General features: G+C 60.1%; 33 protein-coding genes and 1 pseudogene. 20 read left to right on the top strand and 14 right to left on the bottom strand.

Going from position 1 to position 24,288, the window contains the following annotated elements; genetic code table 11:
* A partial coding sequence (locus Q0331_RS03900; protein WP_298075050.1) for a hypothetical protein occupies window positions 1-199 on the top strand: 199 nt, incomplete at its 5' end.
* Window positions 200-226: 27 nt separating this feature from the next.
* Here the strand turns inward: Q0331_RS03900 and Q0331_RS03895 are convergent.
* The gene (locus Q0331_RS03895; RefSeq protein WP_298075048.1) at window positions 227-544 is read right to left on the bottom strand and encodes a GlsB/YeaQ/YmgE family stress response membrane protein; all 318 of its coding nucleotides are present in this window, start codon (window positions 542-544) and stop codon (window positions 227-229) included.
* A gap of 110 nt (window positions 545-654) precedes the next feature.
* Here Q0331_RS03895 and Q0331_RS03890 point away from each other — a divergent pair, with 110 nt between their 5' ends.
* Entirely contained in the window at window positions 655-1,716 is a 1,062-nt protein-coding gene (locus Q0331_RS03890) for a PHB depolymerase family esterase (protein WP_298075047.1), read from the top strand.
* A 25-nt stretch (window positions 1,717-1,741) separates the two neighbouring features.
* Here the strand turns inward: Q0331_RS03890 and Q0331_RS03885 are convergent, their stop codons facing one another.
* Both Q0331_RS03885 and Q0331_RS03880 read right to left on the bottom strand, forming a co-directional pair.
* Window positions 1,742-2,125: a DUF488 domain-containing protein gene (locus tag Q0331_RS03885; protein WP_298075045.1), complete on the bottom strand. Its 384-nt coding sequence runs from the start codon at window positions 2,123-2,125 to the stop codon at window positions 1,742-1,744.
* 12 nt (window positions 2,126-2,137) lie between these two features.
* Window positions 2,138-3,109, bottom strand: coding sequence for a nitronate monooxygenase family protein (locus tag Q0331_RS03880; RefSeq protein ID WP_298075043.1), 972 nt, complete (start codon window positions 3,107-3,109; stop codon window positions 2,138-2,140).
* A gap of 120 nt (window positions 3,110-3,229) precedes the next feature.
* Here Q0331_RS03880 and Q0331_RS03875 point away from each other — a divergent pair, with 120 nt between their 5' ends.
* Entirely contained in the window at window positions 3,230-3,583 is a 354-nt protein-coding gene (locus tag Q0331_RS03875) for a hypothetical protein (protein ID WP_035003382.1), read from the top strand.
* Between the two features lie 22 nt (window positions 3,584-3,605).
* Here the strand turns inward: Q0331_RS03875 and Q0331_RS03870 are convergent, their stop codons facing one another.
* Window positions 3,606-4,151, bottom strand: a complete 546-nt coding sequence (locus Q0331_RS03870; RefSeq protein ID WP_298075040.1) for an NAD(P)H-dependent oxidoreductase — start codon at window positions 4,149-4,151, stop codon at window positions 3,606-3,608.
* Window positions 4,152-4,240: 89 nt separating this feature from the next.
* Here Q0331_RS03870 and Q0331_RS03865 point away from each other — a divergent pair, with 89 nt between their 5' ends.
* Together Q0331_RS03865 and Q0331_RS03860 are read left to right on the top strand one after the other, a co-directional pair.
* Complete coding sequence (locus Q0331_RS03865) at window positions 4,241-4,798, top strand: gamma carbonic anhydrase family protein (protein ID WP_298075038.1); 558 nt, start codon at window positions 4,241-4,243, stop codon at window positions 4,796-4,798.
* A 99-nt stretch (window positions 4,799-4,897) separates the two neighbouring features.
* Window positions 4,898-7,261, top strand: a complete 2,364-nt coding sequence (locus Q0331_RS03860) for an acyltransferase family protein (protein WP_298075036.1) — start codon at window positions 4,898-4,900, stop codon at window positions 7,259-7,261.
* Between the two features lie 21 nt (window positions 7,262-7,282).
* Here Q0331_RS03860 and Q0331_RS03855 read toward each other — a convergent pair whose 3' ends face one another.
* Entirely contained in the window at window positions 7,283-8,101 is an 819-nt protein-coding gene (locus Q0331_RS03855) for an NAD-dependent deacylase (protein WP_298075034.1), read from the bottom strand.
* A gap of 90 nt (window positions 8,102-8,191) precedes the next feature.
* On the opposite strand from Q0331_RS03855, the gene Q0331_RS03850 reads away from it, so the two are divergent.
* A complete protein-coding gene (locus Q0331_RS03850; RefSeq protein ID WP_298075032.1) occupies window positions 8,192-8,962 on the top strand; it encodes an Eco47II family restriction endonuclease in 771 nt (256 codons plus the stop codon).
* Here the strand turns inward: Q0331_RS03850 and dcm are convergent.
* On the bottom strand, window positions 8,942-10,189 hold the full coding sequence (gene dcm / locus Q0331_RS03845; protein WP_298075030.1) for a DNA (cytosine-5-)-methyltransferase: 1,248 nt from the start codon (window positions 10,187-10,189) through the stop codon (window positions 8,942-8,944). The two genes, Q0331_RS03850 and dcm, sit on opposite strands and share 21 nt — an antisense overlap.
* Window positions 10,190-10,418: 229 nt before the next feature.
* Here dcm and Q0331_RS03840 point away from each other — a divergent pair, with 229 nt between their 5' ends.
* Window positions 10,419-10,736 (top strand): YbjQ family protein, encoded by a 318-nt coding sequence (locus Q0331_RS03840; protein ID WP_035003371.1) that lies wholly within the window; start codon window positions 10,419-10,421, stop codon window positions 10,734-10,736.
* A gap of 61 nt (window positions 10,737-10,797) precedes the next feature.
* Here the strand turns inward: Q0331_RS03840 and Q0331_RS03835 are convergent, their stop codons facing one another.
* On the bottom strand, window positions 10,798-11,604 hold the full coding sequence (locus Q0331_RS03835; protein WP_298075028.1) for an SDR family oxidoreductase: 807 nt from the start codon (window positions 11,602-11,604) through the stop codon (window positions 10,798-10,800).
* 144 nt (window positions 11,605-11,748) lie between these two features.
* Here Q0331_RS03835 and Q0331_RS03830 point away from each other — a divergent pair, with 144 nt between their 5' ends.
* A complete protein-coding gene (locus Q0331_RS03830) occupies window positions 11,749-12,759 on the top strand; it encodes a hypothetical protein (RefSeq protein WP_298075026.1) in 1,011 nt (336 codons plus the stop codon).
* Between the two features lie 206 nt (window positions 12,760-12,965).
* Window positions 12,966-14,027: a hypothetical protein gene (locus Q0331_RS03825; RefSeq protein ID WP_298075024.1), complete on the top strand. Its 1,062-nt coding sequence runs from the start codon at window positions 12,966-12,968 to the stop codon at window positions 14,025-14,027.
* Window positions 14,028-14,054: 27 nt separating this feature from the next.
* Here Q0331_RS03825 and Q0331_RS03820 read toward each other — a convergent pair whose 3' ends face one another.
* Window positions 14,055-14,471, bottom strand: coding sequence for a hypothetical protein (locus Q0331_RS03820; RefSeq protein ID WP_298075023.1), 417 nt, complete (start codon window positions 14,469-14,471; stop codon window positions 14,055-14,057).
* Between the two features lie 12 nt (window positions 14,472-14,483).
* Window positions 14,484-15,647: a cystathionine gamma-synthase gene (locus Q0331_RS03815; RefSeq protein ID WP_298075022.1), complete on the bottom strand. Its 1,164-nt coding sequence runs from the start codon at window positions 15,645-15,647 to the stop codon at window positions 14,484-14,486.
* Window positions 15,648-15,816: 169 nt separating this feature from the next.
* On the opposite strand from Q0331_RS03815, the gene Q0331_RS03810 reads away from it, so the two are divergent.
* The gene (locus Q0331_RS03810; RefSeq protein WP_298075021.1) at window positions 15,817-16,458 is read left to right on the top strand and encodes a DNA-3-methyladenine glycosylase; all 642 of its coding nucleotides are present in this window, start codon (window positions 15,817-15,819) and stop codon (window positions 16,456-16,458) included.
* A gap of 7 nt (window positions 16,459-16,465) precedes the next feature.
* Here the strand turns inward: Q0331_RS03810 and Q0331_RS03805 are convergent, their stop codons facing one another.
* Window positions 16,466-17,101: an HNH endonuclease family protein gene (locus tag Q0331_RS03805; RefSeq protein WP_298075051.1), complete on the bottom strand. Its 636-nt coding sequence runs from the start codon at window positions 17,099-17,101 to the stop codon at window positions 16,466-16,468.
* Between the two features lie 321 nt (window positions 17,102-17,422).
* On the opposite strand from Q0331_RS03805, the gene Q0331_RS03800 reads away from it, so the two are divergent.
* Window positions 17,423-18,190 carry a PaaI family thioesterase gene (locus Q0331_RS03800; protein ID WP_298075019.1) on the top strand — a complete coding sequence of 256 codons (768 nt, stop codon included), beginning with the start codon at window positions 17,423-17,425 and terminating at the stop codon, window positions 18,188-18,190.
* A gap of 26 nt (window positions 18,191-18,216) precedes the next feature.
* On the opposite strand, the gene Q0331_RS03795 is transcribed toward Q0331_RS03800, so the two are convergent.
* Complete coding sequence (locus tag Q0331_RS03795; RefSeq protein WP_298075017.1) at window positions 18,217-18,567, bottom strand: transglycosylase family protein; 351 nt, start codon at window positions 18,565-18,567, stop codon at window positions 18,217-18,219.
* 360 nt (window positions 18,568-18,927) lie between these two features.
* Here Q0331_RS03795 and Q0331_RS03790 point away from each other — a divergent pair, with 360 nt between their 5' ends.
* Together Q0331_RS03790 and Q0331_RS03785 are read left to right on the top strand one after the other, a co-directional pair.
* Window positions 18,928-19,167: a hypothetical protein gene (locus Q0331_RS03790; RefSeq protein WP_296216027.1), complete on the top strand. Its 240-nt coding sequence runs from the start codon at window positions 18,928-18,930 to the stop codon at window positions 19,165-19,167.
* Window positions 19,154-19,588: a TA system VapC family ribonuclease toxin gene (locus Q0331_RS03785; protein WP_298075015.1), complete on the top strand. Its 435-nt coding sequence runs from the start codon at window positions 19,154-19,156 to the stop codon at window positions 19,586-19,588. Before Q0331_RS03790 ends, Q0331_RS03785 begins: the two co-directional genes overlap by 14 nt.
* Window positions 19,589-19,641: 53 nt before the next feature.
* Here the strand turns inward: Q0331_RS03785 and Q0331_RS03780 are convergent, their stop codons facing one another.
* On the bottom strand, window positions 19,642-20,223 hold the full coding sequence (locus tag Q0331_RS03780) for a hypothetical protein (protein WP_298075013.1): 582 nt from the start codon (window positions 20,221-20,223) through the stop codon (window positions 19,642-19,644).
* 90 nt (window positions 20,224-20,313) lie between these two features.
* Entirely contained in the window at window positions 20,314-20,817 is a 504-nt protein-coding gene (locus Q0331_RS03775; RefSeq protein WP_298075011.1) for an FBP domain-containing protein, read from the bottom strand.
* A gap of 84 nt (window positions 20,818-20,901) precedes the next feature.
* Here Q0331_RS03775 and Q0331_RS03770 point away from each other — a divergent pair, with 84 nt between their 5' ends.
* The 7 genes and pseudogenes from Q0331_RS03770 to Q0331_RS03755 all read left to right on the top strand — a co-directional run bounded on the left by Q0331_RS03770 (window position 20,902) and on the right by Q0331_RS03755 (window position 23,864).
* The gene (locus Q0331_RS03770) at window positions 20,902-21,711 is read left to right on the top strand and encodes an NAD(P)/FAD-dependent oxidoreductase (protein ID WP_298075009.1); all 810 of its coding nucleotides are present in this window, start codon (window positions 20,902-20,904) and stop codon (window positions 21,709-21,711) included.
* Window positions 21,704-22,306: a DJ-1/PfpI family protein gene (locus tag Q0331_RS03765; RefSeq protein ID WP_298075007.1), complete on the top strand. Its 603-nt coding sequence runs from the start codon at window positions 21,704-21,706 to the stop codon at window positions 22,304-22,306. The genes Q0331_RS03770 and Q0331_RS03765 overlap by 8 nt, the downstream gene beginning before the upstream one ends.
* A 27-nt stretch (window positions 22,307-22,333) precedes the next feature.
* A pseudogene (locus Q0331_RS10810) lies at window positions 22,334-22,532 on the top strand (hypothetical protein).
* Between the two features lie 162 nt (window positions 22,533-22,694).
* Window positions 22,695-22,973 (top strand): IS3 family transposase, encoded by a 279-nt coding sequence (locus Q0331_RS10805; RefSeq protein ID WP_367274955.1) that lies wholly within the window; start codon window positions 22,695-22,697, stop codon window positions 22,971-22,973.
* Window positions 22,918-23,127 carry a DDE-type integrase/transposase/recombinase gene (locus Q0331_RS10800; RefSeq protein ID WP_367274954.1) on the top strand — a complete coding sequence of 70 codons (210 nt, stop codon included), beginning with the start codon at window positions 22,918-22,920 and terminating at the stop codon, window positions 23,125-23,127. The genes Q0331_RS10805 and Q0331_RS10800 overlap by 56 nt, the downstream gene beginning before the upstream one ends.
* Window positions 23,087-23,479 (top strand): integrase core domain-containing protein, encoded by a 393-nt coding sequence (locus Q0331_RS10795; RefSeq protein WP_367274953.1) that lies wholly within the window; start codon window positions 23,087-23,089, stop codon window positions 23,477-23,479. Before Q0331_RS10800 ends, Q0331_RS10795 begins: the two co-directional genes overlap by 41 nt.
* Before the next feature lie 106 nt (window positions 23,480-23,585).
* Complete coding sequence (locus Q0331_RS03755; protein ID WP_298075005.1) at window positions 23,586-23,864, top strand: 3'-5' exonuclease; 279 nt, start codon at window positions 23,586-23,588, stop codon at window positions 23,862-23,864.
* Here the strand turns inward: Q0331_RS03755 and Q0331_RS03750 are convergent.
* The coding region (locus Q0331_RS03750; RefSeq protein WP_298075003.1) for a multicopper oxidase domain-containing protein at window positions 23,842-24,288 on the bottom strand (447 nt) is incomplete at its 5' end. The genes Q0331_RS03755 and Q0331_RS03750 overlap by 23 nt on opposite strands.

The following is a 24,288-nucleotide window of genomic DNA, read 5'->3' as shown; positions in this document are numbered from 1 at the left end:
CCCCCAACCGACGGTTGAGGCGCCTCTGCAGAAAGAGTCCAAAAGTGGCCCTTTCCGCTCCTATTTCTTTATTGGCACGCTGATTCTTATCATCTGCGCGCTCGTTATCCTGCTTCTCGTAATGTGGCTGGGCTTGGGCCTAGAAAATGAAAGCGCACGCTTGGGCGAAGGTGCGCTTTCTATGTTGCTGGCTGACTAAACCCCAGCTCCAGCCTATTACGGTTGCTTACTTCTTGCGCTTTCCGGTGACCAGACCGACAATGAAGATCAGGATGCAGGCGCCCAACAGGCAGGTCAGGAAGCTCCAGATCCAGCCGCCGCTGCCGACTCCCAGCAGGCCGAGGACCCAGCCGCCCAGGAAGCCGCCGATAATGCCGACGATGATGTTAAGGAAGAAGCCCATCTGCTCGTCGGTACCCATGATCTTGGAACCGATCCAACCAGCCAGGCCACCGATGATAACCCAGCCGATCATGCCCAATGGCGGAACTGCAGAGCCTTCAGCGAGTAGGAAAGTGTTTGCCGCAAAAGTTTCAGTAATCATGCTGCCCAGTCTACCAATCGTGAGCAGGAAACTCTACGGCGAGAACTCCACGTACCCAGATTTCCCCAATCCAATTGGCAGCTTCTTCACATATATGTATAGTCACGTTCGTGAATCGATCTCTTAGTTCCTTCTTGTCTTACTTTCAGCGCATTGCTGTAGCGCTGTCGCTGGTGCTGGCCACCGCGTTCGGAACCGCGGGCGTTGCTACCTACAACGCCCCGGAGGCAAACGCTGCCCCGCAGGGCTCTGTCCCCCAGCTGCCTCCCATGCCGCAGCTGCCTCCCATGCCGGAGCTACCGCCGCTGCCCGCTGGCTCCGCTGACCTGCAGCGCATGCTCCAGCCCCCGGCTCCGGGTAAGCCGGCTGGCCCGCAGCGCGTCAACACGGCCAAGCCTGCCCCGCGTGTTGGCAACGGCCACCAGACCAGCGTGTACACCCGTTCCGCCGGCTACAACCGTCGCTACATCTTGGAGATGCCGACGCACTACAACCCGGCGCGCCCCACTCCGGTGATCTTCGGCTTCGACGGCTGGCGCGATACCCCGGAGAACTTCCGCCGCTACTCCCGCCTGTACGAGACCGGTGCTCGCCAGCAGGCCATCAAGATCTTCCCGGAGTCCATCAAGCACGGCTGGGAGGGTGCCCCTTACGCAGTGGTGAAGGGCGGCACTGATCTGAAGTTCATTCTGCAGATCATCGATGAGATCGACCGTACTTACAACATCGACCGTGGCCGCATCTACGCCACCGGTCACTCCAACGGCGGCGGCATGACTGCCGTCGTGGCTTGCCACCTGCCGCACGTCTTCGCTGGCGCCGCTGCCGTCGGCGGTGCTTACTACGATCCGGTGAACATGGGCTGCAAGAACCGCGCGATCCCGTTCCTGATCATGCATGGCCGTGGCGACACGATGATGAAGATCAACGGTGGCTACCGCCACAACGGCGCCCACTACCTGGCTGTTCGCGACCTGGTGGGTAGCTACGCGAAGCGTAACGGCTGTGGCTACCCGCCGCGCGTCACCCACATCCGGGGCGGCGAGCGCCACGTGTTCCCCTGCGCCCGCAAGGAGCTGCAGCTGATCCTGAACCCGCAGAACCACACCTGGAACCGCGTTCCGGATGCTTCCCAGGAGGTTTGGAACTTCCTGTCGCGCCAGCGCCTCTAGCGCGACCGGCTAGTTAGCCGGCGCCTTAGCTCTCCAGCTGGGGTGCCAGCCAATCTCGGAGCACAACCGCATGGTTGTGCTCTTTTTCTTTCGCGGCATACAGCAGCAGGAGTTCCGGAGCGCCTTCATCGGCCGCCCGCTCCTGGTAGTCGCGCAATTCGGTCAGGGCATCGTCCAGTTCCCCTGCGGCTTTCCGTTCCTCCAGCTCCGCCACGTACTTCTCACGGAACTCAGCAAAGCTCAAGCCATTGTGGAACTCTCGGCGCAGGTCGCTGCTGGGCGTTAGTTCTTTCGGCCAGCCGGCCAAATCTAGGCTTTCTTTCTTGACGCCCCTAGGCCACAACCGGTCCACTAAATACAGACCTTGGCGCTGTCGGTCGCGCCAGTTGTACACGCGGTCGATGTCCATGCGGTTTCCTCTCTAGGAGAAACGGCCGAGGCAGTGCAGCGCTTCGTCGTACATACCCTGTACGACCTCACCGGCGGGCACCTCTGCCCGCAGCAGTTCCACGCCCTGCCCCGCATGCAGCTTCAGCTCGTCGGCAAAGTCCCCGCCCTCGGCGCGGGCCGCGATCAGTTCCTCGTCGGTGACCTCCCCCGCTTCGGACAGCGGGCGATACACATCCACGAATGCATTGCGCACGGTGCGGGTGGGCCACTGCTCCGTATCCCACTTTTGCTTTTCGGCGCGGTCGTAGATGTCGGTCAGCACGGTCCGGCTGGCCGTGGCCTTGATCGCAGCCTGTCGCAGCTCAGGCGCCCCGGCGGCTTCCGGGGAGGCCAGCAGTGCGGTGCCAACCCATGCTGCGTCAGCGCCTGCCACCAACACGGAGGCCACGCCCCTGCCTGTGGCGATGCCACCCGCGGCAGCGATCGGCACACCCGGCGCGTTGACCTGCATGTATTCCATCACGATCTGCAGCAGCGGCAGCGTACCGATGCGGCCGGTGTGCCCGCCGGCGTCCGTTCCCTGTACACACACGGCGTCTACACCCGCGGCCAGTGCCTGACGCAACTGCGCCATGGTGTTGATGGGAGCCACTACGGAGATCCCCGCCTGGTGGGCGCGGTCCACGTAGGGCTTGGGGTCGCCGAAGCCCAGGCTTACCACCTTCGGCTTGGCCTCTAACACTGCATCGAACTGGGCCGGATTGTCTTCCAGCGCCCACACCATCAGGCCGATTCCGTAGGGGCCAGCCTCTGCGGCGATACGTGCATTCTCCAGGATCCATTCGGGTTTGGTTCCCGCGCCTGCGCCGAACATCCCCAATCCGCCGGCACGGCTCACGGCGGCTGCCAGGTTGCCGTCGGAGCGTCCCGCCATCGGAGCCCCAATGATGGGCTTATCGATTCCCCATAGTCTGGTTAACCGGGTATCGATGCATTCAACCATGGAACAGATGCCTCCTCATGGTTTTGGATTGGCAAAGTAGTTGGGTCTGGTTGCCACCCTAGTCCTACTTCTGATTCATTTGCGAAACTGCTCCCCTTATACCCGCGTAGAGTTATGGGCATGTCGAAGAAGAATCAGCTGAACAAGCTCAAGCCCACCGCCTCCCTGAAGCCCGCTAAGGAAGTCAACACCGCGTCCGTCGTCATCGCTGGCCTGGTCGGTGGCTGGCTGACCGCCCGCGAGACGGGTATTCGCCCACTAGGTGGCGTGATTCTGGCCGCTGCAGGTGGCTACGCTGCCCGCTCTTGGAACGCTAAGGCTGGCGCGGGTGTTGCCACGGGCCTGACCGCCGGATACCTTGCCGCGTTTGGCCTTTCCCACCCGCTGGCTAAGAAGATCGGCGCCTGGCCTGCTGTTCTGACCGTCACCACCGCCGCCGCAGGCGCTGCGTGTGTCCTGTCCGACCTGCGCTAACGAGCTCTATCTTTAGAGCTCTTTAAATTATTGACGCCACAGCCTGGCCCACCACCGCCTGAGCCATCGCCTCTAGCTCCGCCAGGTGGGGTTCAATATCTCCCGTGAACTCGACGGGTTCAGCCACCGTTTCCCATTCCAGCCCCGTGAGAATGGAGCGCATGGCTTTCTCCGCGCCCGTCGTATCGTAGCCACCCCGGATCCACCAGCTGGTCGGGGTGGCTTTCTTCTCTTCGAGGACGGGCACGTAGACCGTGTCGAAGTAGTGCTTCAGGGCTCCGGAGATGTATCCGAAGTTGGCGGTGGTGCCCAGGATTACAGCGTCTGCTTCGCGGAGCTCCTCCACATCCGGCTCCAGGGCCTGGCGTTCCAGCACCTGCACGGCGGGCTGGCCTGCGCCCTCGCCTGGCTCCCCGCCTGCGGCTTCGCCCAGCTCGGCGTTCACTTCCTCCGCGGCGGCGCGCGCTGCCGCGAGTACCGTGTCGGCGAGTTTCTGCGCCTTCGCGGTCGGACTGTGGTGGACGACGAGGACCGTTACTGGTTTTTCGCTGGTGACGTTCTCGCTCATGGTGTCAACGCTACCGACCCTGCAGGGTTGGATGGGGTATTCCAGGCAAAGGGAAGCGTGGGCGTCCAAAAATAGTTAGGGTGGGAAACATGCATGCAGCACCGATTATCCTTCCGTATCAGGGCAAGACGCCGAGGATCCACCGCAGCGCGATGATCTCCCCAGGCGTGACGATCATTGGGGATGTGGAAATCGGGGCGGATTCCTCCGTGTTCTACGGGTGCGTGCTGCGCGGTGACGTGGGCGCGATCCGCATCGGCGAGCGGACGAACGTGCAGGATAACTCCGTGATGCACGTGGAGCGTGGCCAAGAATGCGTGCTGGAGGACGATGTGACCATCGGCCACCAGGCGCTGGTTCACTCCTCGCATGTGGGGGCGGGAACACTGATTGGCATGCAATCGGCACTGCTATCGGGTTCCACTATTGGAAGTGGCAGCCTCGTCGCCGCAGGTGCAGTGGTGCTGGAGGGGCAGCAGATTCCGGCGGGATTCTTGGCCGCTGGCCTGCCCGCGAAGGTGCGCCGCGAACTGACGGAGGAAGAGCGCCAGGGCTTCATCGCCCACGCGGCGCGCTATGTAGAAACTGCCCGTAACCAGGCCAGCGCTGCGGAAGCGCTGTCTTTGGAGGACGTGCACTTCGAATAGCCCCCTGTGGTGGCCAAGTGTGATCGCCGCTTCGCTTTGCGCCTTCTCGGGTGAGTCGTTTCGATATTTTTCCCGCTGCTCAATAGACTTATCCGAGTTATGGCACAGGGAAATTCTTCGGCGGACGATAACGCAGCCAAGAAGGCAGAGCAGTCGAACGCCACAAAGGCAAAACAACCAGCTAAGTCCGGCGCACGTTCCAGCACGATGCGCTACGACATCGAAGGCCTGCGCGGTCTGGCCATCGGCCTGGTCGTGATCTTCCACGTCTTCGTCGGCAAAGTCAGCTCCGGCGTGGACGTTTTCTTGCTGCTCGGCGGCATCTTCTTCTTCGGCAGCCAGCTGCGCAACGCGCAGAACCCGAAGGGGCTTACCTTCATTCAGTCGCTGATCCGCATCATCCGGCGACTATTCCCGCTGCTGGCAGTGGTAGTCGCCAGCGTGTTGGCGGCTTCGCTACTTCTAATGAATCGCCTGGTGCACGTGCAGATGGCAAAGGATGCAGTGGCTTCCCTGGGCTACTACATCAACTGGCAGCTGGCGTACTCCGGCCGTGAATACACCTCTGTGCGCACCACCGTCAGCCCTTTCCAACACCTGTGGTCCATGTCGGCGCAGCTGCAGATTTACGTAGCATCCCTGGTGGTCGTTACCCTGCTTGCCCTCATCTTCCGGAAGTACGCACGCCCGGCCCTACTGGTTGTGCTCACCGCCGCGACGGTGCTTTCTTTCGCCTACGCCACGTACTTCCACTTTGAAGACCAGACCATCAACTACTACTCCACGCTGAGCCGCTTCTGGGAGATTGGCCTGGGTGGCCTGCTGGGCATGCTGTTGCTACGCCGCGACGCGAACGGCAATCCGGTGCTGCGCCCGATGGGCCGCTGGACCCGCACCGTGATGGGCATTGTCGGCCTGGGCATGATCATCAGCACCGGCCTCTTCCTGGACGGCGCGGACCAGTTCCCCGGCCCGTGGACGCTGCTCCCGCTGGGCGGCGCCCTGCTGGTGGTTCTTTCCGGCCACTCCGGCGAGCCCGTCGGCGTGACCCGACTACTGTTGACGCGCCCATTCCAATTCCTGGGCCGCATCAGCTACGCCCTGTACGTCTGGCACTGGCCGATTCTGGTGCTGTGCGTCTACTACTTCAACGTTCCCAAGGTCAGCCCCGCCCTGGGTGCAGCCGTGATCGCAGCCAGCGTGGTGCTGGCCTGGCTCTCCAACAAGCTGATCGAGCGCCCCCTGCGCCAAGGCAAGAAGCCCGAGCGTAACTGGGTGCTGCTCAGCCCGAAGTACTGGGCAAAGTCCCTGTCCGCCTGGCCGAAGGCCGTCTACGCCGTACTGATTCTGGTGCTCGCTGGGTCTGTGGTGGCGTCACCAAAGTATCTACAACACCGCGAGGATGTGAACAGCGATCAGCTGTGGGACCTGGCCGCAGATAGGTCGATCTACCCCGGCGCGGCGAGCTTCCTGGTGAACGCCCCCGTGCCGGAGAACATGCCAATCGTGCCGCCGCTGGAGGACTTCCACGCCCTGCTGCCGCCAACGCAGCCCGATGGTTGCCAGATCGGTTTCGATAGCGATGCTTTGATCCTGACGAAGAATTTCAACCGTTCCGACGAGGAATGCGCGTATGGCGACGTCAATTCCGACAAGACCATCTATGTGATCGGCGGCTCGCACTCCGAGCACTACATTCCGGCGCTGGACATCGTGGGCCGCAACCGGCACGTGAAGATGATCCCGCTGCTGAAGATGGGCTGCCCGGTAAACGCCAAGATCACGCGCGTCAATGGCGAAGAGTACCCCTCCTGCCTCAGTTGGTCGGAGAAGGTCGTGGACTACATCAAGGAGAATCCGCCGACAGAGGGCATCTTCATGACCGGTACGCGCCCAACTTCGATCGGCGGCGCTGGCCCGGAGCAAGTGCCGCAGGAGTACAGGGATCTGGTGCAGAGCTTCACGAACCAGGGCATCCACAGCTGGCTGATGCGCGATAACCCGTGGCAGACCACTGACAAGGGTGCACCCCGCGACATGCGCGCCTGCGTTGCCGAGATGATGGAAGGCAAGCAAGGCGAGGTTGCGGAGAACGAGGACTTCCCCGGCCTAGCTAACCCCGGCCGCCCGAACTTCGACGAGGTGCTAGCCATCAACGCCGAGTGCGGCCAGAGCGTCTGGGATTCCCTGCTGCCTGTGGATCCCTCCATCGAGGCGTACAAGGGTATGGACGTGACCCTCATGGATCTGACGGCCGCGATCTGCCGCGAGGATTGGTGCCCGTCCATCATCGGCAACATGGCGGTCTACCGCGATGCGCACCACTTCAACAACATCTTCGCGGAGACGCTGGCTCCGGAGATCGAGGCGCAGATGTTCGACCCGAACCACAAGATTCCGCCGATGAACGCCGGCCTAATGCCGAAGAACAACCAGCAGGCTCCGCCGAATCCGCAGAACTAGCGGGCGCTAGTCGGGCTAACGCTAGTCGGCGCCCTCCGCAGCCTCCACCAGCAGCGGCGCCCCGTTCGCCGCGGTGGTGCGCAGAGACCATGTGCACATATCCGTTAGGTCGGTGCGCGCGGGCGAGATCTCCACGATGGGCGTGCCGCGCTGGGCCGCGATCGCGGGCAGGCCTGCGGCGGGCCACACCACGCCCGACGTGCCAATGATCACCACCAGATCCGCCGCCCGCATTGCCTCCTCGGCGGCTTGCCACTCGCGGTGCGGCAGCGGCTCGCCGAACCACACCACGCCCGGTCGCACCGGGTTCCCACACAGCGAGCACGTCGGCGGCGTGGCTCGCTCCACCTGCTTCTCGGGCAGATCCGGCATCCGCGCGGGCTTACTGCAGATGCTGCAGCGGTAACTAAACAGGCTGCCGTGCAGATGCGCCACGTTCTTACTGCCGCCACGCTCGTGCAGGTCGTCGATGTTCTGGGTTGTTACATGTACGGTGACGCCCCCTCGTTCCGCCCACTCACCTATCGCCCGGTGCCCCGCGTTTGCCTCTGCGCGGCGGCATAGCACCGCCCGCCACAGATACCAGGCAAGCATGGGCTCGGGATCCTTCGCCCAGGAATCCAAGGTGGCCATCGCCCGGGGATCAACATGCGACCAGATGCCGGTCTGCGCGTCGCGGAAGGTATCCAAACCGGAATCGGCGGACATGCCCGCCCCGGTGAACACCTCCACGTACTTGGCGCCGCGCACTGTGGCGACAAGACCCTCCGGCAGATCCTCCAACTTCAGCGGTTGGAGAGCATCGGAGGTGGACTGCGGGCTGGCGATCACGGTGACCATGCCCCCAGACTAGCCGGGCCAGAAAACAGCACATTTTGTTCTCCGGCCAGTAAACTCAAAGCTGAATATTGGCTAAGACCGGAGGCGCACATGTCGGATACGACAACTTGGACGATCGACTGGATTACAAAGGACAAAGTCGAAGCTATCGCCCGCAAGAGCTTTGCGGGAGCCATTAGAAGAATCAAGGCTAAGCAAAAGAAGAATCTCCAGACGGATCCAACGCTCGTCATCGCACTCAATGCATTGCTTGACATGCCTTATAAAGACGTAATTCGTATCGCTGACGATGTATCAATCGTAAAAACCCTGCAGAATGCTATCGGTGATTTTCATCAGGCAGTTCTTGGAGCAGCCCATGGTTGGAACGATTCCGGAAGCAGCGGTGGAGTTTTCGACATCTACTCTGATGAGAAGGTTCCCCTGGCTGGGGATCGCAATGTCGTGGCAGAAGTAAAGATGCGCTACAACACGATTAAGGCCTCGGATGAAGCCAAGACCTGGGACAAACTAAAGGACGCAGTCAACTCAAGGGGTGGAAGTTCTCAATGCGTCGCATATCTGATTCAGATTGTCCCGAAAACTCAGGAATCATACGACCGCCCCTGGAAGGTTTCCGGTCGCAATCAACTACCATATATTCGCTGTATTGATGGCACCACTGCCTACCATCTCGTAACGGGAGAGCCCGACGCACTGAACCAGTTACTCCATGCACTCCCTGCGATCCTTAAAAAAATCATTCAAGATCCCTCTGACTTGGATATAGACCAAACCAGTTTGATCACTGATGTCTATATCGACCAATCGATACAGAAGAGCCTTCCACCCCGGTCGGCACTAGTCGAAGATAGTCGCTAGTACCTTTTCCTCAGGCTTAGCCTCTTCGTAGCCCTCGGGTACTTCACCGTCAAGCATCGCTTGGATACCGATTCCGACGTGGTAGGCCAAATTCACTGGCACAGCGTTGCCAATTTGCTTGTACTGCTGCGAAACACTTCCCTGGAAATCCCACTCATCGGGGAAGGACTGAATGCGTGCATACTCTCGCACGTTCAATGGCCTCGTTTCACTCGGGTGGCATCGCTCCGTCTGCTTCTGCGCTGGATTACATGTAAGCGTCAAAGACGGTTCATCCCAGGAAAGCCTACGAGCCATCCCAGTTTTCCCGCCGCCTAGGAAGAAGCTTGCCTTCATATACGACCGCTGAATATCTTCGGGGAGGTCGCGCCAGTTTCCTCCTTCTGGAACGCGTTCCATCACCTCGTGCTTCCAGTCGTTGTATTCCATTCCCGGCCCGGCCGGGACATCAGAAATAGTCTCCCTGAGGGAAAGCGTGTAGTTTTTCTCCTTCGGGAAGAGAACCGGCAGATCAAGATCTCCGCGTACTGCCAAAATAATCAAGCGTTCACGCTTCTGAGCCACGTCTAGGTATTGTGCTCGCAACAATCTGTAGGCCACTTTGTAACCAAGATCTTGAAGGATTCCAATCATGGTTCTCAAGGTTCGCCCGTTGTCGTGCTTTAGCAGCCCTCGAACATTTTCGCCCATAGCCACCTTCGGACGTGTTTCCCCTACGATCCGTGCGAATTCGTGAAACAGAGTACCGCGGGTGTCCGCGAAGCCCTTCTTGTTTCCTGCATAGCTAAATGCCTGGCATGGAAACCCGCCCTCAACAAGATCCAAATCCGGATAGCTATTGTCAAATGTGAGTTCATGAACGTCACCTTCGACAACATTCCATTCTGGACGATTAGCTCGTAGGGTTTGCGCAGCCCATTTGTCGATTTCATTAACTAGAACGTGCTCAAATCCTGCATTTTCAAGACCAAGCGCTGTCCCCCCGGCACCTGCGAAAAGATCGATAGCGGTGCGTCCGGTCGGTTTACTTTCAAAGACTTGAAAGCCTCGGCCAGTAGACTCCCCGCTAAGTTTCTTTGCTAGAAGTTCAATCTCATCGAAATCAAACTCTCGTTGACCACGAGCATTTCGGTAAGCCTTTACCAGACCTTTTTTCTCCCAGCGTCGGATCGTGTCTACCGAAACGTCCAGCTTGGTCGCTGCTTCCGAAATCTGGATTAAGCTCATTTTCCGCCCACCTGTCTGACCTATGCAATGGTTACCATAACTCTAGCCAGTCCTTAAGTCTCGGAGCAAACGTGCACTTCGATCCACATTCCGTTGACGCCACCCCTCCACCAACTGAAGTTTTCACGCGCGCGCAACCCACGCAGTCCTCTATAGTCAGTTGCATAAGCACGGCCACGGCAGACGTGGGCGTCATTAAGAAAAAACTCGCAGAAAGGCCAACAACGCCATGATCGTCACTACCACCAACACCGTCGAGGGCCACACCATTGGGCAGTACCTGCGCATCGTCTCGGGCGAGACGGTGGCCGGTATCAACATGTTCAAGGACATCGGCGCGGGCTTCCGCAACATCACCGGTGGCCGTTCCTCCGCATACGAGGGCGAGATCCTGCAGGCTCGCGAGTCCGCGCTGAAGGAGATGGTGGATCGCGCGCTGGAGATGGGCGCGCACGGCATCGTCGGCGTGGACGTAGACTACGAGTCCCTGGGCCAGGGCGGCATGGTGATGGTCAGCGCGACCGGCACCGCCGTCACCTTCCAGTAGAACCCTGGTTACCGGGGTGAACCCGGCGCGACAGACCCGCCGAGATCCCGAGCGCCAAACTTTAGACCTGGTCGAGCGGGCGGATCATGATGGACTCCACGTCCATGTGGCGGGGGCGATCCGCGATCCAGCGGATAGCCTCGCCGATGTCCTCTGCCTGTAGGTTTAGCTTGTCCGCGTAAACCTCCTCAGCGCGCTCGGCATCGCCCTTGAAGCGGTTCAGGCTGAAGTCAGTGGCCACCCGGCCCGGGTCGACCTGGCATACGCGCACGCCCGCCTCGGCGAACTCCATGCGCATCACGTCGGTCAGCGCGGTCTGCCCGAACTTCGCCGCGTTGTAACCCGCACCTCCGCGGTAGGCGCCGCGACCGGCAACGGAAACCACGTTGATTACCTGCGGCGCGTCCGCAACCTGCAGCTGATCGAACAGCGCGCGCGTGACCTCCAGGGTGCCCATCACGTTCGCCTCGAACATCCAGCGCCAATCCTCCGGATCGGCTTCCAGCACAGGGTCGAGCCCCCGCGCGCCACCTGCGTTGTTGACCAGCAGGTCTAGCTTGGAGCCCGTCAGCTCGGCAAGCGCTGCGGTGAAGTTATCTATTGACGCCCTATCCGTCACATCCAGCACAAGGGGCGTAGCCTTGCCGCCCTCCTGGGCGATCGTTTGCGCGACCTGCTCTAGCTTTTCTGCACGGCGCGCGGCCAGCACCACATGCCAGCCGTCCGCGGCCAGCAGCTTAGCGGTGGCCTCGCCGATGCCCGCGCTCGCGCCGGTGACGACGGCGACGCGGGAGTTGGTTGGTGGGGTGGGCGTGGCCTGTGCATTTGTGGCCTGTGCATTTGTGGACTCTGCATTAGTAGAACTCATGAATTCCAATGTAGCGACCAGCGCAGACAGCGGGGGCTATTTACTTCTGGTTGGAGGCAATCCCTGCAGAACACTGCAATAGAGAAAGCTATGCATTAACCTTTTCCTTTAGTAAAGGTTATGGCATACCCTTAAGGAATTCTTATGACTAATAATTACGGAGGCGGTTACCCCGGATCCGGAGACGGTTCCCAGAACAACCCAGGCCAGAATCCGAATCAGCCCCAGAATCCCTTTGGTCAACAGGGCTACGGCAATCAGCAGTTCCCGGGCGGCCAGAACCACGGTCAGCAGGGCTACGGTCAGCAGGGTCAGTCTGGTTACGGTCAGCAAAACCAGCAAGGCTTTGGCCAGCAGGGCCAGCAGGGTTATGGCCAGCAAGGTTTCGGTCAGCAGGGTTATGGCCAGCCGGGCCAGCCGGGGCAGAACCCATTCAACTCGCAGCCCTATGGCGCGTACGGCCAGCCAGGCAACGCCGGAGGTAACGGTGGCGGCGGCAACGGTGGCAAGATCATCGGCATCATCGTCGCCGCAGTTGTCGTAATCGGCCTGATTGTTGGCGGCTACTTCCTCCTGGGTAAGGATGACGAAGAGAGCACGGATGCCTCCAGCTCCTCGTCGAGCTCCGAAGAGTCTGGCTCGTCGGAAGAGACCAGCGAGAGCTCCTCTGAATCCAGCACGGAATCCTCCACCTCAGAGACCTCGTCCTCCTCCAAGGAGCCCGCTAAGGCCGGCGACATCGGCGGCCCGGATGATTCAATGGACAAGACCTACGCCGACGCGATGCCCAAGAAGATGCAGGAACTGGTGTACGACTGCAAGAACGGCAGCTACGAGCTGGCCCGCGATAACAACCGCAAGGTCAAGGGCATGCAGTGCACCGGCGTATGGGATTCCGCCTGGGAGTTCAAGAAGGTCGACTTCGTTAGTGATGCGGCGTTCGTGCCCGAAGAGATCGACTACGTGAAGGAACAGGGCGCTGAGATTTGGTCCGATGACCCGAACAACTTCGCGGGCTACCTCATGGACGACTCCAAGCCGTTCGTATTCGTCATGAACAAGTCGAAGGGCATCGCCATGGAAACCAAGATGTACTTCGAAGACGAGTCCACCCTGCAAGAGGTCCTCACCCAGTTGGGCTACGAGAAGCCTTAGCCTCATCGCAGGGGGATTCATCCCCCCGCTATTCACCCCTTGTTCAGTAGAAGAATAACGAAACGGAACATCCCGCGGGGGTCGGACCATTCGACCTACCGAGCGCCGCGGGAAGGCGCCCCTCACACAGAGAGGGCGCTATTAGTTTCCCAGGCCCCTAATACCCAGAAAATGACGTTTCCAGAGAGTTAAGGACCTGTCCCCTCATGACGAACAACAATCCATTCGATAACCAGCCTAACCAGGGCGGCAATAACGGGGAGAACAACCCCTTCAACAACGGCTCCAACCCAGGTGACGAGACCACCCAGTGGGGCGCGAACCAGAATCAGCCGCAGGGCGGCCAGCAATACGGCGCACAGCAGCCACAGCCCGGGGGTTATGGCCAGCCCGGCCCGCAAGGCGGCTACGGCCAACCTGGGGCAAACGGTCAGTCCGGCCAGAATCCTTTTAGCCAGGGCGGTTACGGCCAGCCCGGACAGCCCGGCCAACCGGGCCAGAACCCCTTCGCTGGCGGTGCTGCCAGCGCCTATGGTCAAGACCTCAACTCCGGCGGAGGTGGCGGGGGCACCGGCAAGGTTATCGGCATCATCATTGCCCTCGCTGTCGTTATTGCCCTGGCGGTAGGCGGCTACTTCCTGCTGGCCAAGGATGATGAAGGGTCCGATTCCGACGAGACCTCGACCTCCCAATCCGAGGGTGCCGACGAAAACACTGAGGACAACTCCGAAGAGAACACCGAGGAGACCAGTGAGGAAAGCTCCGAGGAGTCCACTTCCTCCGAAACATCGAGCGCGCCAACCTCCACCGCCGCGAAAAGGGGCGACGTCGGCGGGCCAGATGATTCCCTCCCCGCCACCTACAAGGATGCAATGCCTGAGACGGTCAACGACCTGGTCAATAAGTGCGAGGACGGAACCTTCACCCTGCGGTACTACGACTCCTCCAAGGAGAAGCGCGACATGACCGGCGCGAACTGTAAGGGCGTGCGAGGTTCGGGCTGGGCCTACTGGGACGTGGACTTCATCAACGACAAGGAGTACATCGATCTCAAGGAGAAGGAATTCAAGGACGGCGGCGCGACGATCGTGAACGACAAGCCGAACGAATACGCCGGCTACGTTAAGGACAGGGGCAACACGATCGTGTTCATCTTCAACAAGGACAAGGACATCGTTCTAGAGTCCAAGCTCATCGCCCCGAAGCCCGGCGAGGTCAAGCAAGTATTCGACGAGCTTGGTTACCCCGGCGTTAGCGAGGACGCCTAACCCGCACCGGGCTAGCACCTAGCCCCCTTACAGCGGTTGGATCCAACCCTGCTGAACGGCGTGCTGGTAGCCACCTACCAGTGCCGCGCCCAGGGCAACCGCACCTACGATGCCGCCGACCCAGGCCAGAATGCCTGCGATCGGCGGTGCATCTTTTCCTAGGGAACCTGCGGGATCCGTGCTGCCCAGCGGGAAGGTCTTCAGCAGCCATTCGGCGCCCGGATTCGCGGATTCAATGCTGCCGGCTAGGGAGCCTTCGTTGTTGGCCTTCGGGTTGTTCGGGTTGGAATCTGGGTCGGCGGGCTGGGTGATCGGGGCGGTACTGGAGCCCTTGCCCTCGGACGGGGCGATAGCCTGCGCCGGGGTGGCTGCGACGGCGCTGATGGTCAGGGCGCTTGCGGTGGCCAGTGCGGTCAAGGACTTGGAAGAAGAAAAGGACTTCATAAGTCCAGTAGTTTAAAGCTGCTCCAGCGCCTGCGCGACATCTGCGAGCAGATCCTCCAGGTCCTCAATGCCGATGGAGATGCGCACCAGGTCGCGCGGAACCTCCAGCTGGGAGCCCGCAACCGACTGGTGGGTCATCGTCGCCGGGTGCTCCAGCAGCGATTCCACACCGCCCAGCGACTCCGCCAGGCAGATCAGCTTGGTGGATTGGCAGAACTTCAGCGCCGCTTCCTCGGAGTGGAAGCGTACGGAGATCATGCCGCCGAATCCCTTGCCGGTGGACTGGCGCTTGGCCACCTCGTGTCCCGGGTGCTGTGGCAGACCGGGGTACAGGACGGTGGCGACTTCCTCCCGCTCATCCAAGAATTCCGCGATGGCCTGTGCGTTCGAGCAGTGGCGATCCATCCGCACACCCAGGGTCTTCAGACCACGGGCATTCAGGTAGGCATCGAAAGGCGAGGCGATCGGACCCGCGCCGCCGAGTAGGAAATCCAGATCCTCGTCCAGCTGTGCATCGTTGCTGACGATCGCACCGCCGACCACATCGGAGTGCCCGCCGATGTACTTCGTGGTGGAGTGCAGCACCACGTCCGCGCCGTGATCCAGGGGGCGCTGCAGGTAGGGGCTGCAGAAGGTGTTATCCACGATCAGCTTCGGGCGCGTAAGGGCGTCATTACCAAACTCGTCGGCGAGCACCTCGGCGATGGCAGCGATGTCGGTCACGGCGAGCAGCGGGTTCGTCGGGGTCTCCAGCCACACCAGCTTCGTCTTCGAGGTCAGCGCCGCACGGACGGCCTCGGGGTCGGTGGTGTCCACCACGGTGAAGTCCACATTCCAGTCCTTGAAAACGGACGCGATCAGGCGATATGTGCCGCCGTAGGCGTCATGCCCCATGATCAGGTGGTCGCCGGGGCGCAGCAGCACGCGCAGCAGGTGGTCGGTGGCGGCCATGCCGGAAGCGTAGACGCGGCCGTGCTCACCACCTTCGAGGGCAGCGATCGTGCGGGCCAGCGAGTCAACGGTGGGGTTCGCCACGCGACCGTACTCGTAGCCTCCGCGCAGATCGTTCGGCGCATTCTGGGCGAACGTGGTGGAGGCGTAGATCGGCACGTTGATGGAGCCCATGAACTCGTCGGGCTCGTAGCCTGCATGGATGGCATCTGTGTTGTGGGCCATGGAAACTCCTCTTCGAACTAGTGCTTGGTAGCGCATCTTTGTGCTTTTCAGCGCCGGGAAATCACAGCCCGGTGCGCATCGTTTCAACGATTATAGACCAAGCAGTCTAGTTTTCGGCAACAATGGGCCAACCTTGGCGGGTTTAGGGCAATAGCACCACAATGGCTACATGGATCGAAGCGCACAGAGAATCGATTTCACTCAATCCGCCGACGTCGTCGCCCCTCTTTTGCTGGGCGCGGTCTTGCGCCACGGCGGAGTGGCTATCGAGTTGACCGAGGTCGAGGCCTATCTAGGGACTGCAGACGAAGCCTCTCATGCCTTCAAAGGCCCCACCCCTCGCTGCGAGGTTATGTTTGGCCCTCCCCAGCACCTCTACGTGTATGCCAGCTACGGCATCCACCGTGCCGGAAACCTGGTCTGCAGCCCCAACGGCGAGGCCGGAGGAGTACTGCTGCGCGCAGGGAAAGTAATCGAGGGGCTCGATATTGCCCGCGCCCGGCGCGGCCCAAAGCCCGCGGATGAAGCACTAGCGCGTGGCCCGGGAAATCTGGGCGCAGCACTCGGTTTGAACTTGGACCTTAATGGTTCGGCTGTTGATCAAGTGTTTTCTGGTGCAGGCGATACCTCGCCCACTTCTGCCCCGTTTACCCTGACCCCGCGCACGACTATCCCAGAGATCACCCGTGGCAAGCGCATTGGGATCACAAAGAACGCGGATGCCTTGCTGCGCTTTTGGGTGCCGGGCGACCGCAGCGTTTCCAGCCCTCGCGGCCGGCAACTGGGAAGCCCTCTGCGCACATCCTCGTAGTGGGCTGCTAGCAGCGACCGAGTTCGCGCTGGATCGCCTCCTTTTCTGCCTGCGTGACCCACAGCTGGTACTCCGCCTTCACACGCACCTGAATGGAGACATAGGTGCAGCGGAAACCCTTGTTCGCCGGCAGCCACGTCGCAGCATCGCCCGCACCCTTTTGCATATTCGACGGCCCGTCGACGGCCAACAGGTTCATCGGATCGTTGGCGAACTGCTCGCGCCGCTCCGGGGAAAGCTGCTGCGCGCCCTTTTGCCAAGCATCGGCCAACGCCACCACGTGGTCGATCTGCACCGCCTGGCTGGTCTTCTGCCCACGGACGAAGTGGATGTGCTGGCCGGTATACGGATCCTGCAGGTCACCGCTGAGCACTTTGCAGCCCTTCGGCGCCTCCACGTTGGTGAGGTCGCGCGCGAGGATGTCGTTACGCTGGTCGCAGCCGTTGCGGTCGATGTCCTTCCACCGCTGACCGAACTCGTCGCGGCTGTAACCCGTCTTCGGCGCGCGCCCCTTGACTGCTAGCGTCTCCAGCAGGTCCAGCAAGTTCTGCTGGTGCAGCGACCGTTCCGGCGCTGCGGGTTGCTCTTGTTGCTCTGGTTCTAGCTGCTCTGGGGGCTCGGATTGTTCTGGCTGTTCCGGCACCGTTTCTGTGGTCGGTTCTACCGGTGCTTCCGAGCTTTGTGACGCCGAACTTCCGCCCTCTAGGAACTCCGCCCCCTCGGCGCACCCACCGAGCAGCAAACTCACGCCCACTAGCAGCGCCGCTGCACGGGCGGATACACGCCCACTTACCCTCTTGCTCATAGTCCAACACGCTAGCAATTGCCCCGGACAGCCCCGGCGAGAATCCGCCCTAAGTTTCGATCACGCGTGCGAGGCGGCGCGGGCGTAAGGGCGTCAATAAAAAGAGAATACTTTCATACCTTCTTGCCGCTGGCGGTCTCGCGGTAGCATAAACGCATCATGAAACCTCTGAAGAAGATTTACCGCGCACAAATGAAGGCAGTACCGGCCTTCGCAGACAAGATGATCGAGAAGCCGAACCGCATGCGGCGCATGATGAACCTCTGGCCACCGCTGCTGTGCTCCGGCATTAAGATGACCCGCGTCTCCGAAGACTGGGAGCACGCGCGCATCGAGCTGAACCTGCGTTGGTGGAACGCCAACATGCACGGCGCAGCTTTCGGCGGAACGCTGTTTTCTATGACAGATGTGCTGTTCGGCACCCTGATCGCCCGCCGCCTGGGCACCGAGTATGAGGCCTGGACCCGTACCGGCACCTTCCAATTCCTCAAGCCCGGTCGCAGTGGGGCATACATGGACGTTGACCTCACGCCCGAGCTGATCAATTGGATCACCGATACCGTCGAAGAGGACGGTTACTGCAACGTGCCGTATACCTCCGTTATTTACAACAAGGACGGCTCCATCGTGGGTATCGGACAACAGGATCTGCACGTCCGTCCGCGTGGTGGCGGCAAGCGCGCCGACCGTCCGAAGCAGGCCCTGCAGCCACGCGGCCTAGTGCTGGAATCGCTGGCAAACGCCGTGGTCTGGCACTGCTTCAAGGATCAGCCGGAGATCCTGACCGTGCTGATGTCCGAACAGCGCCGCATCCCCGATCCCGAGGATCAGATGCGCCACGTGGTGAAGGTAGCGCTAGAAAAATCCACCAAGTCCCGGGAGGACCTGGTGGCTCTAGATATTCCGGAAAGGTACCTGGACGCTTAAGTTAGTCCGATACCTAGCTCAAGCTATTAGCCGAGCACCTTGCCGCAGTTCGGCCAAGCGCCTGCGCCCTGCTTTGCCAGGACCTTCTCGGCGATCTCGATTTGCTGTGCCTTCGTGGCCTGGTTAGCGGTCGGGGCGTACTTCGTGCCGCCGAAGCCAGCCCAGGTCTGAGCACTGAACTGCAGCCCGCCGTAGTAGCCGTTGCCCGTGTTGATGCTCCAGTTGCCACCGGACTCGCACTGCGCAACCTGATCCCAGGCGCTTACCGGTGCGGCCTGTGCGGCCGGGGCTGCCACAGCTGCGGCGGCTGCCGGAGCAGCAACCAGGCCTGCGGCCATACCGATGCGGGCGAAAGCGGTCTTTACGGACTTATTCATGTAGACGAAAACTCCTTCTGCGAAGCCGGCCGGGTGGCTGGCCTCATATCGATTGTTTGGTGTCTACGCGGCCGCGCTTTGCGACTGCACGCTGGCAGTTACGCGAAGTATCGCGTCCCGGGTGTTTGCCGGGCGGCTGCCACTAAGCACGCAAACTTACGCACTCTCCCCCGGGGTGCGTCAACCGAAAAAGCGCCGAATTCCGAAAAAATCTCGGATTGATAACGAAATTTAAGGGGCTTCTTAGATCCGCTTGCTGGCTGGATTCCGCCATCTTAAGACCAAGAAAATGCCTCTCACCAGGCAAAGGCATCACTGCACCCCTTGATTGATGCTTTGATGGGGAATACTATTGTGTACATGCGCACCACAATCAATCTTCCTTCGAAAGTCCTAGAGGCGGCTAAACAGCAAGCAAAGCTCAACGACCTCACCTTGAGTTCCTACGTGGAAGAGGTAATTCGCACGGCTCTTAAGCAAGCTGAAAACCCCCCGCAACAAACAGACGGCACTTCTCTCCCAGTGTTCGACTGCGGCCCCATGCTCGTAGACATCGACGATAAAGATGCACTCTGGGAGACGCTCGATGATCGTTCCTGATGTCAATGTTCTGATTAACGCGTTCAGCTCCTCCGCACCCCGCCACAATGGAGCTAAGGAGTGGCTGCAGAAGGCGCTCTCTCAGCGAGAATCCGTCGGAATACTCGACGTGGTTGCGACCGGGTTTATCCGAATCATGACGAACCCTCGGGTTTTTGCAGTGCCTCTCACCCCGGAGCAGGCTACAGGAGCCATCAACTCAGTTCTCGCTTCCCCCAACGCAGTGCTTTTGCACCCCGCGAGCACCTCTTGGGACATCTTCGACGAGATCGTGCGACTGCATAAACTCTGCGGTAACGATATTCCCGACGCATGGATTGCCGCCGCGGTCATTGCAGACGAGGCAACTTTAATAAGCGACGATCAAGGTTTTGCCCGCTTCTCCAACCTACGCTGGAACAGCATTAGCGAAGGAAAGTAGCAGCTCCCGATTCGGATTGCTTTCCACGAAGGAAATCCACTGGAACAGTGGATTTATCGGCGCGGGCCGTAGACCGCAGCCGATTCGATGCGGGTAGGCACCACGTATGCGATTGCGGCGGTGCAAACAATCCCCGTGAGCGTGACCAACGTCCCCCAGTCGCCACTTAGCAGTCCGCCCGCGAGCACCCATGCGATCGCGGCGACTGATGCCAGCGCGATCACGGCCATGCCAAAGAGGTGCTCGTTGCCCGTACCGGAAACCGGTATGTACAGGAGCCCGGCGAGTACGCCGATGACGCCCGCAATCACTCCAGTTAGTACAGCAGGTCCCACGCCCGCGGACGCTTCACCCGGAATGAAGCTCACCAGGAGGTCCACGATGAAGACCGCGGCGAAAGTGACGGCTGCGGCTAGGACAGCGAGGACGATGAGGTTCATCGCGACCTTCTTGCCGTCGTAGCGACCGGCCAGCAAGCCTTCGCGGGGGTCTTGCTGGGGCTGGTTGTAGCCAGAGTTATAACCCTGCGGGTACTGCTGCTGGTTGTTGTAGCCAGAGTTGTAGCCGCCATAACCGCCATTGCCCTGCGTGTTGAACATGCGAGTCTGGTCGTCATTTCCTTGCGGGTACGTCACCTAACGCTCCTTTCACCGGCGTTTCAGGTGGCCTATGTTACCGGAGTGACTATTGAGTAGTCACCCCCTTAGCCTGCTCCGCCGCAGCCTCTACTTCTTCAGCCGATTTTCCACACTGGCGATAAGGCTACGAACGTTGGTGAGTACGCGCTCTTCCTTTTCCTCGACCGTCAGCGTCTCCGTCATCTGCGTGGTTCCCTCCGGGGTCTTCGTTCCGCGCACATAATCCACACACGCCAGGTCACTGCACATGTACGTACCGATACTGCCGTAGTTATCCTGCGCGGATTTCGTGGTGACGATCGACATCAGCGAGGCGCCACTCGAAGGGTGCAGCGTGCGGCAAATCTGGCACATACGCGCCCCGCCGCCGGTTGGGGCCTTACGGATCTCCATGGTGAGGCCCTGCAAACCCTGCGCGGTCTCCGCGACGAGGTATGCCCGCTGGGGCGCCTTGGGGTCAGTCCAACTGACAAACACCTGGCTCCCCCAATCCGCTCCCAGAACGTGTGCCGGAATGTTGATGCGCGCAGCGGCACCCTTAGAGCAGTTAATAAAGCTTTTCCGAATCGCCTTTTCAGAGTAGGTCTGCACGATACTCCACCTTTCCGTCGCGCGAATTGCACCAAACATGCAGGTACGGTGGCCAAGTGTAACAATCCTCGAAGGAGGCAGATCATGGGGCGCGACGGGGCTAACCCAATGGAACTACTCGACCAAGGGCGCAACGAATTCATTACATTCGGCGGTGAAGTAACCCAGGATGAGGTCACCTCACTCGAGCAAACAGACAACGCATGGACGGCCACTACGGCTGAGGGACGACAGTTTCCGGCTCGACAAGTACTCATGGCAACGGGCATTACCGACGAACTGCCGGACGTCCCGGGACTCAGTGAGCTTTGGGGATCACGAGTTTTCCACTGCCCCTATTGCCACGGATACGAGGTCCGAGGGCGCGACCTTGCCGTCATCGGCGGAAGGAATCTCGGGTTCACAACGCGCATGGTGCACCTGATGCGGAAGTGGACCGATCGCGTTACGTTCTTCACCAACGGGCTCTCCCTTGACGAAGCTGACCGCGCACTGTTCGAAAAGCGCGGTGTTGTTCTTATGGACGCCCCCGTCTCCGGCGTACAGCCCGACCCAGAATCGGAAACGGGAGTTCTAGTGAGCGCCACCGATCCCAACGAAGCTGGCGGCTCCGCCTCTACTACCCGCTCCTTCGAGGCGTGCTTCACCGGCCCGGATTTCCACCCCAATGATCAACTGCTGCTAGCCGCCGGCTGCGAATCCGACAATGGCTGGGTTGTACGACAGCCCAATGGCAAGACCTCCAAAGCCGGACTATGGACAGCCGGTAACGTCACCAGCTCCCCCGACCAGGTTTCTCAGGCGATGGGCACAGGCGTGGCCACCGCCATCGCGATCGATCAATTCTTGCTGGACGAAGAGCTGCAGCAGGTTCGAGGGCGGGCTAATGAATAACGAACGACCACGGAACGTAGCGTTTATTCTTTTCGACGGATTTGAGCTGCTAGATGTCTTCGGCCCTGCCGAGATTTTCTCCAAGGTTCCTGGCCTGCAGGTGAAGTTTGTATCCGCGGATAGGGAGCCGGTAGCCAGCTCCCAAGGTGTGAAGATTCTCCCCAACACAACCTTTGATTCCCTCGTGTGCGACACCGTTATCATCCCGGGCGGTCAAGGAACGCGAGCTCTCGTCGAAGATGCGGATTTCCTGGCCCGCATCTACAAAATGGCGAGCTGCGCCTCACTTGTCTGTTCCATATGCACAGGTTCGGCGGTTCTGGCCGCAGCTGGCTTGCTAGAGGGATACGCCGCCACCAGCAATAAACTTGCGTTTGATTGGGCCGCCTCTTTCGGCAACAACATCGATTGGAAAAGTTCTGCCCGATGGGTGCAGGACCGAGATCGCTGGACGTCGTCCGGTGTGGCAGCGGGTATAGATATGGCCGTCGCCTTCGTCTCCCACTTCTTCGGCGCTCCACTTGCGGAGAGAATCGCCCATGACCTAGAAATCCAAGTTAACAGCGACCCCGAGCACGACCCGTTCGCGGTATAACGTTCAACCCAACAAACGCCAGCTGAAGTGTCCCAGGTTTTGTTCCGTTTGAGTAGATGGGAAAATCTGGAACATGCCAAGGAAATTTGACCAGGATGCGAAGGACCGTGTGGTCCGTCTCGTAGAAGACCGCATCTTGGCGGAAAACATATCGATGCAAGCCGCGTGCCAGGCAGTAGCCCCAAAGCTGGAGGTTTCATGGCACACAGCCCGTCAATGGACTTAAGCCTGCCCGCCGTGCGGGAAACATCCCAGAACCCGTGCCTGAAGATCTGGCCGCCGAAAACGCGAGGCTTCGCCGTGAAAATCAAGAGCTACGCGACACCAATGAACTTTTAAAGGCTGCCTCAGCTTTTTTCGCGTCGGAACTCGACCCAAAACGTCGGAAATGATCCGGTTCATCGATGAATACCGGAGTAGATTTTCCGTCGAGTTCATCTGTAAGACGTTGAAAAATAACCGGGCTGGTGGGTTCATCACCTCGCGTGGGTATCGCCAGTCCAAGGCCCGTGGATTAAGTGCTCGCCGCCGTCGTGATGCTGTGCTGGTCGAACGCATTGGTGCTATCCATCGGGATATTTACGGCATCTACGGCGTGCGGAAAATGTGGCATGCTCTCCGCCGTGACGGAACCAATATCGGTAGCGAACAAGCTGTGGGTGTCTGACATTACGTATGTGCGCACGAAGAAAAGCTTTGTGTACGCCGCGTTTGTCACCGACGTTTACTCTCGACGGATCGTTGGGTGGGCGTTATCAGATTCGATGCGGACTTCAAGCGTTGCCGCTGCAAGCTCTCAACCAGGCGATCGCGTGTGCTGAGGAAACAACAGGTCTCATTCATCATTCGGATCACGGCTCACAGTATGTCAGCGTGGTCTACACCGAGCGTCTTGCCCAGCACGGGATTGCCGCTTCCACCGGAACTGTCGGGGATTTTTTTGACAATGCTCTGGCTGAAAACGTTGATGGTTCCTACAAGAACGAGCTGATCCATACTCGCAGGTGGAATGACGTTGTCGAGGTAGAAATCGCGACGTTCGAGTGGGTGTCATGGTGGAACGAGACTAGGCTTCACCAAAGCTTGGGATACCGAACCCCGGTCGAGGTCGAAACCGAATTTTGGGAGCAGCACCCGCCGCAAGCAATAATAGAAATCAAGGCAAATGCCTAGGAAAAACTCGGGGCACTTTAGTGGTTATCCACAGAAATCCACGTTGGTTGCAGTGTTCGATAGCGTTTAGGCGGGCATGTCGGTATGGGCCTCTTGACTTAAGGCCATGGGCTTTTTAGAAAACCTCCTCAACCGCTACACCCCACGCATGCCGGGCAAGCCGGTCTTTGCGGTCATTGATACCGAAACCACCGGCTTTAACAAGCGCTACGACCGCATTATTGAATTTGCTGCCGTGCGCGCAGACGCATACTTCAATCCCGTCGACTCCTGGCACACACTGCTCAACCCTGACACCAACGCCGTGTCCACTACTCGGGGTACACCCCCGCCCAACTCGGCACTCAACCCTGCTGTGGGGGTTACTCGTAGCGAAGCGAGCTGAGCATCCCGGTTTCCATGTGATAGGCGTTATGGCAGTGAAATGCCCACTCACCGGGGTTGTCAGCGATCAGGTCGGCGATCATGGTTTCACCGTGGCGGAGAAGGACGGTGTCCTTGCGTAGCCCGCCGCTGCCGGGCAGCGCCCACGTGTGGCCGTGGATGTGCATGGGATGGGGCATCATGGTCCTGTTGCGCATGACCATCCGCAGGCGCTGGCCCTCCTGCACGGTCGCGGAGGAGGATTGGCCGTCGGTGAGAATGCTCCATTCATACGGCATCATCTGCCCGCCCAGGTCGATGCTGACTTCTCGGTCTGGTGTGCCCTCGGGCAGGAGTGCACGGTCTGCTGGCTTCAGGGAGGACAGAAGCAGTCCGGTGGATGACAACTCGGGGAAGTCGACATCGGGGCGGGGGGCCTGGCCGCC

The sequence above is a fragment of the uncultured Corynebacterium sp. genome, assembly GCF_937999985.1.
Lineage (GTDB): Bacteria > Actinomycetota > Actinomycetes > Mycobacteriales > Mycobacteriaceae > Corynebacterium.
This window is presented reverse-complemented; position numbering and strand designations above follow the sequence as displayed.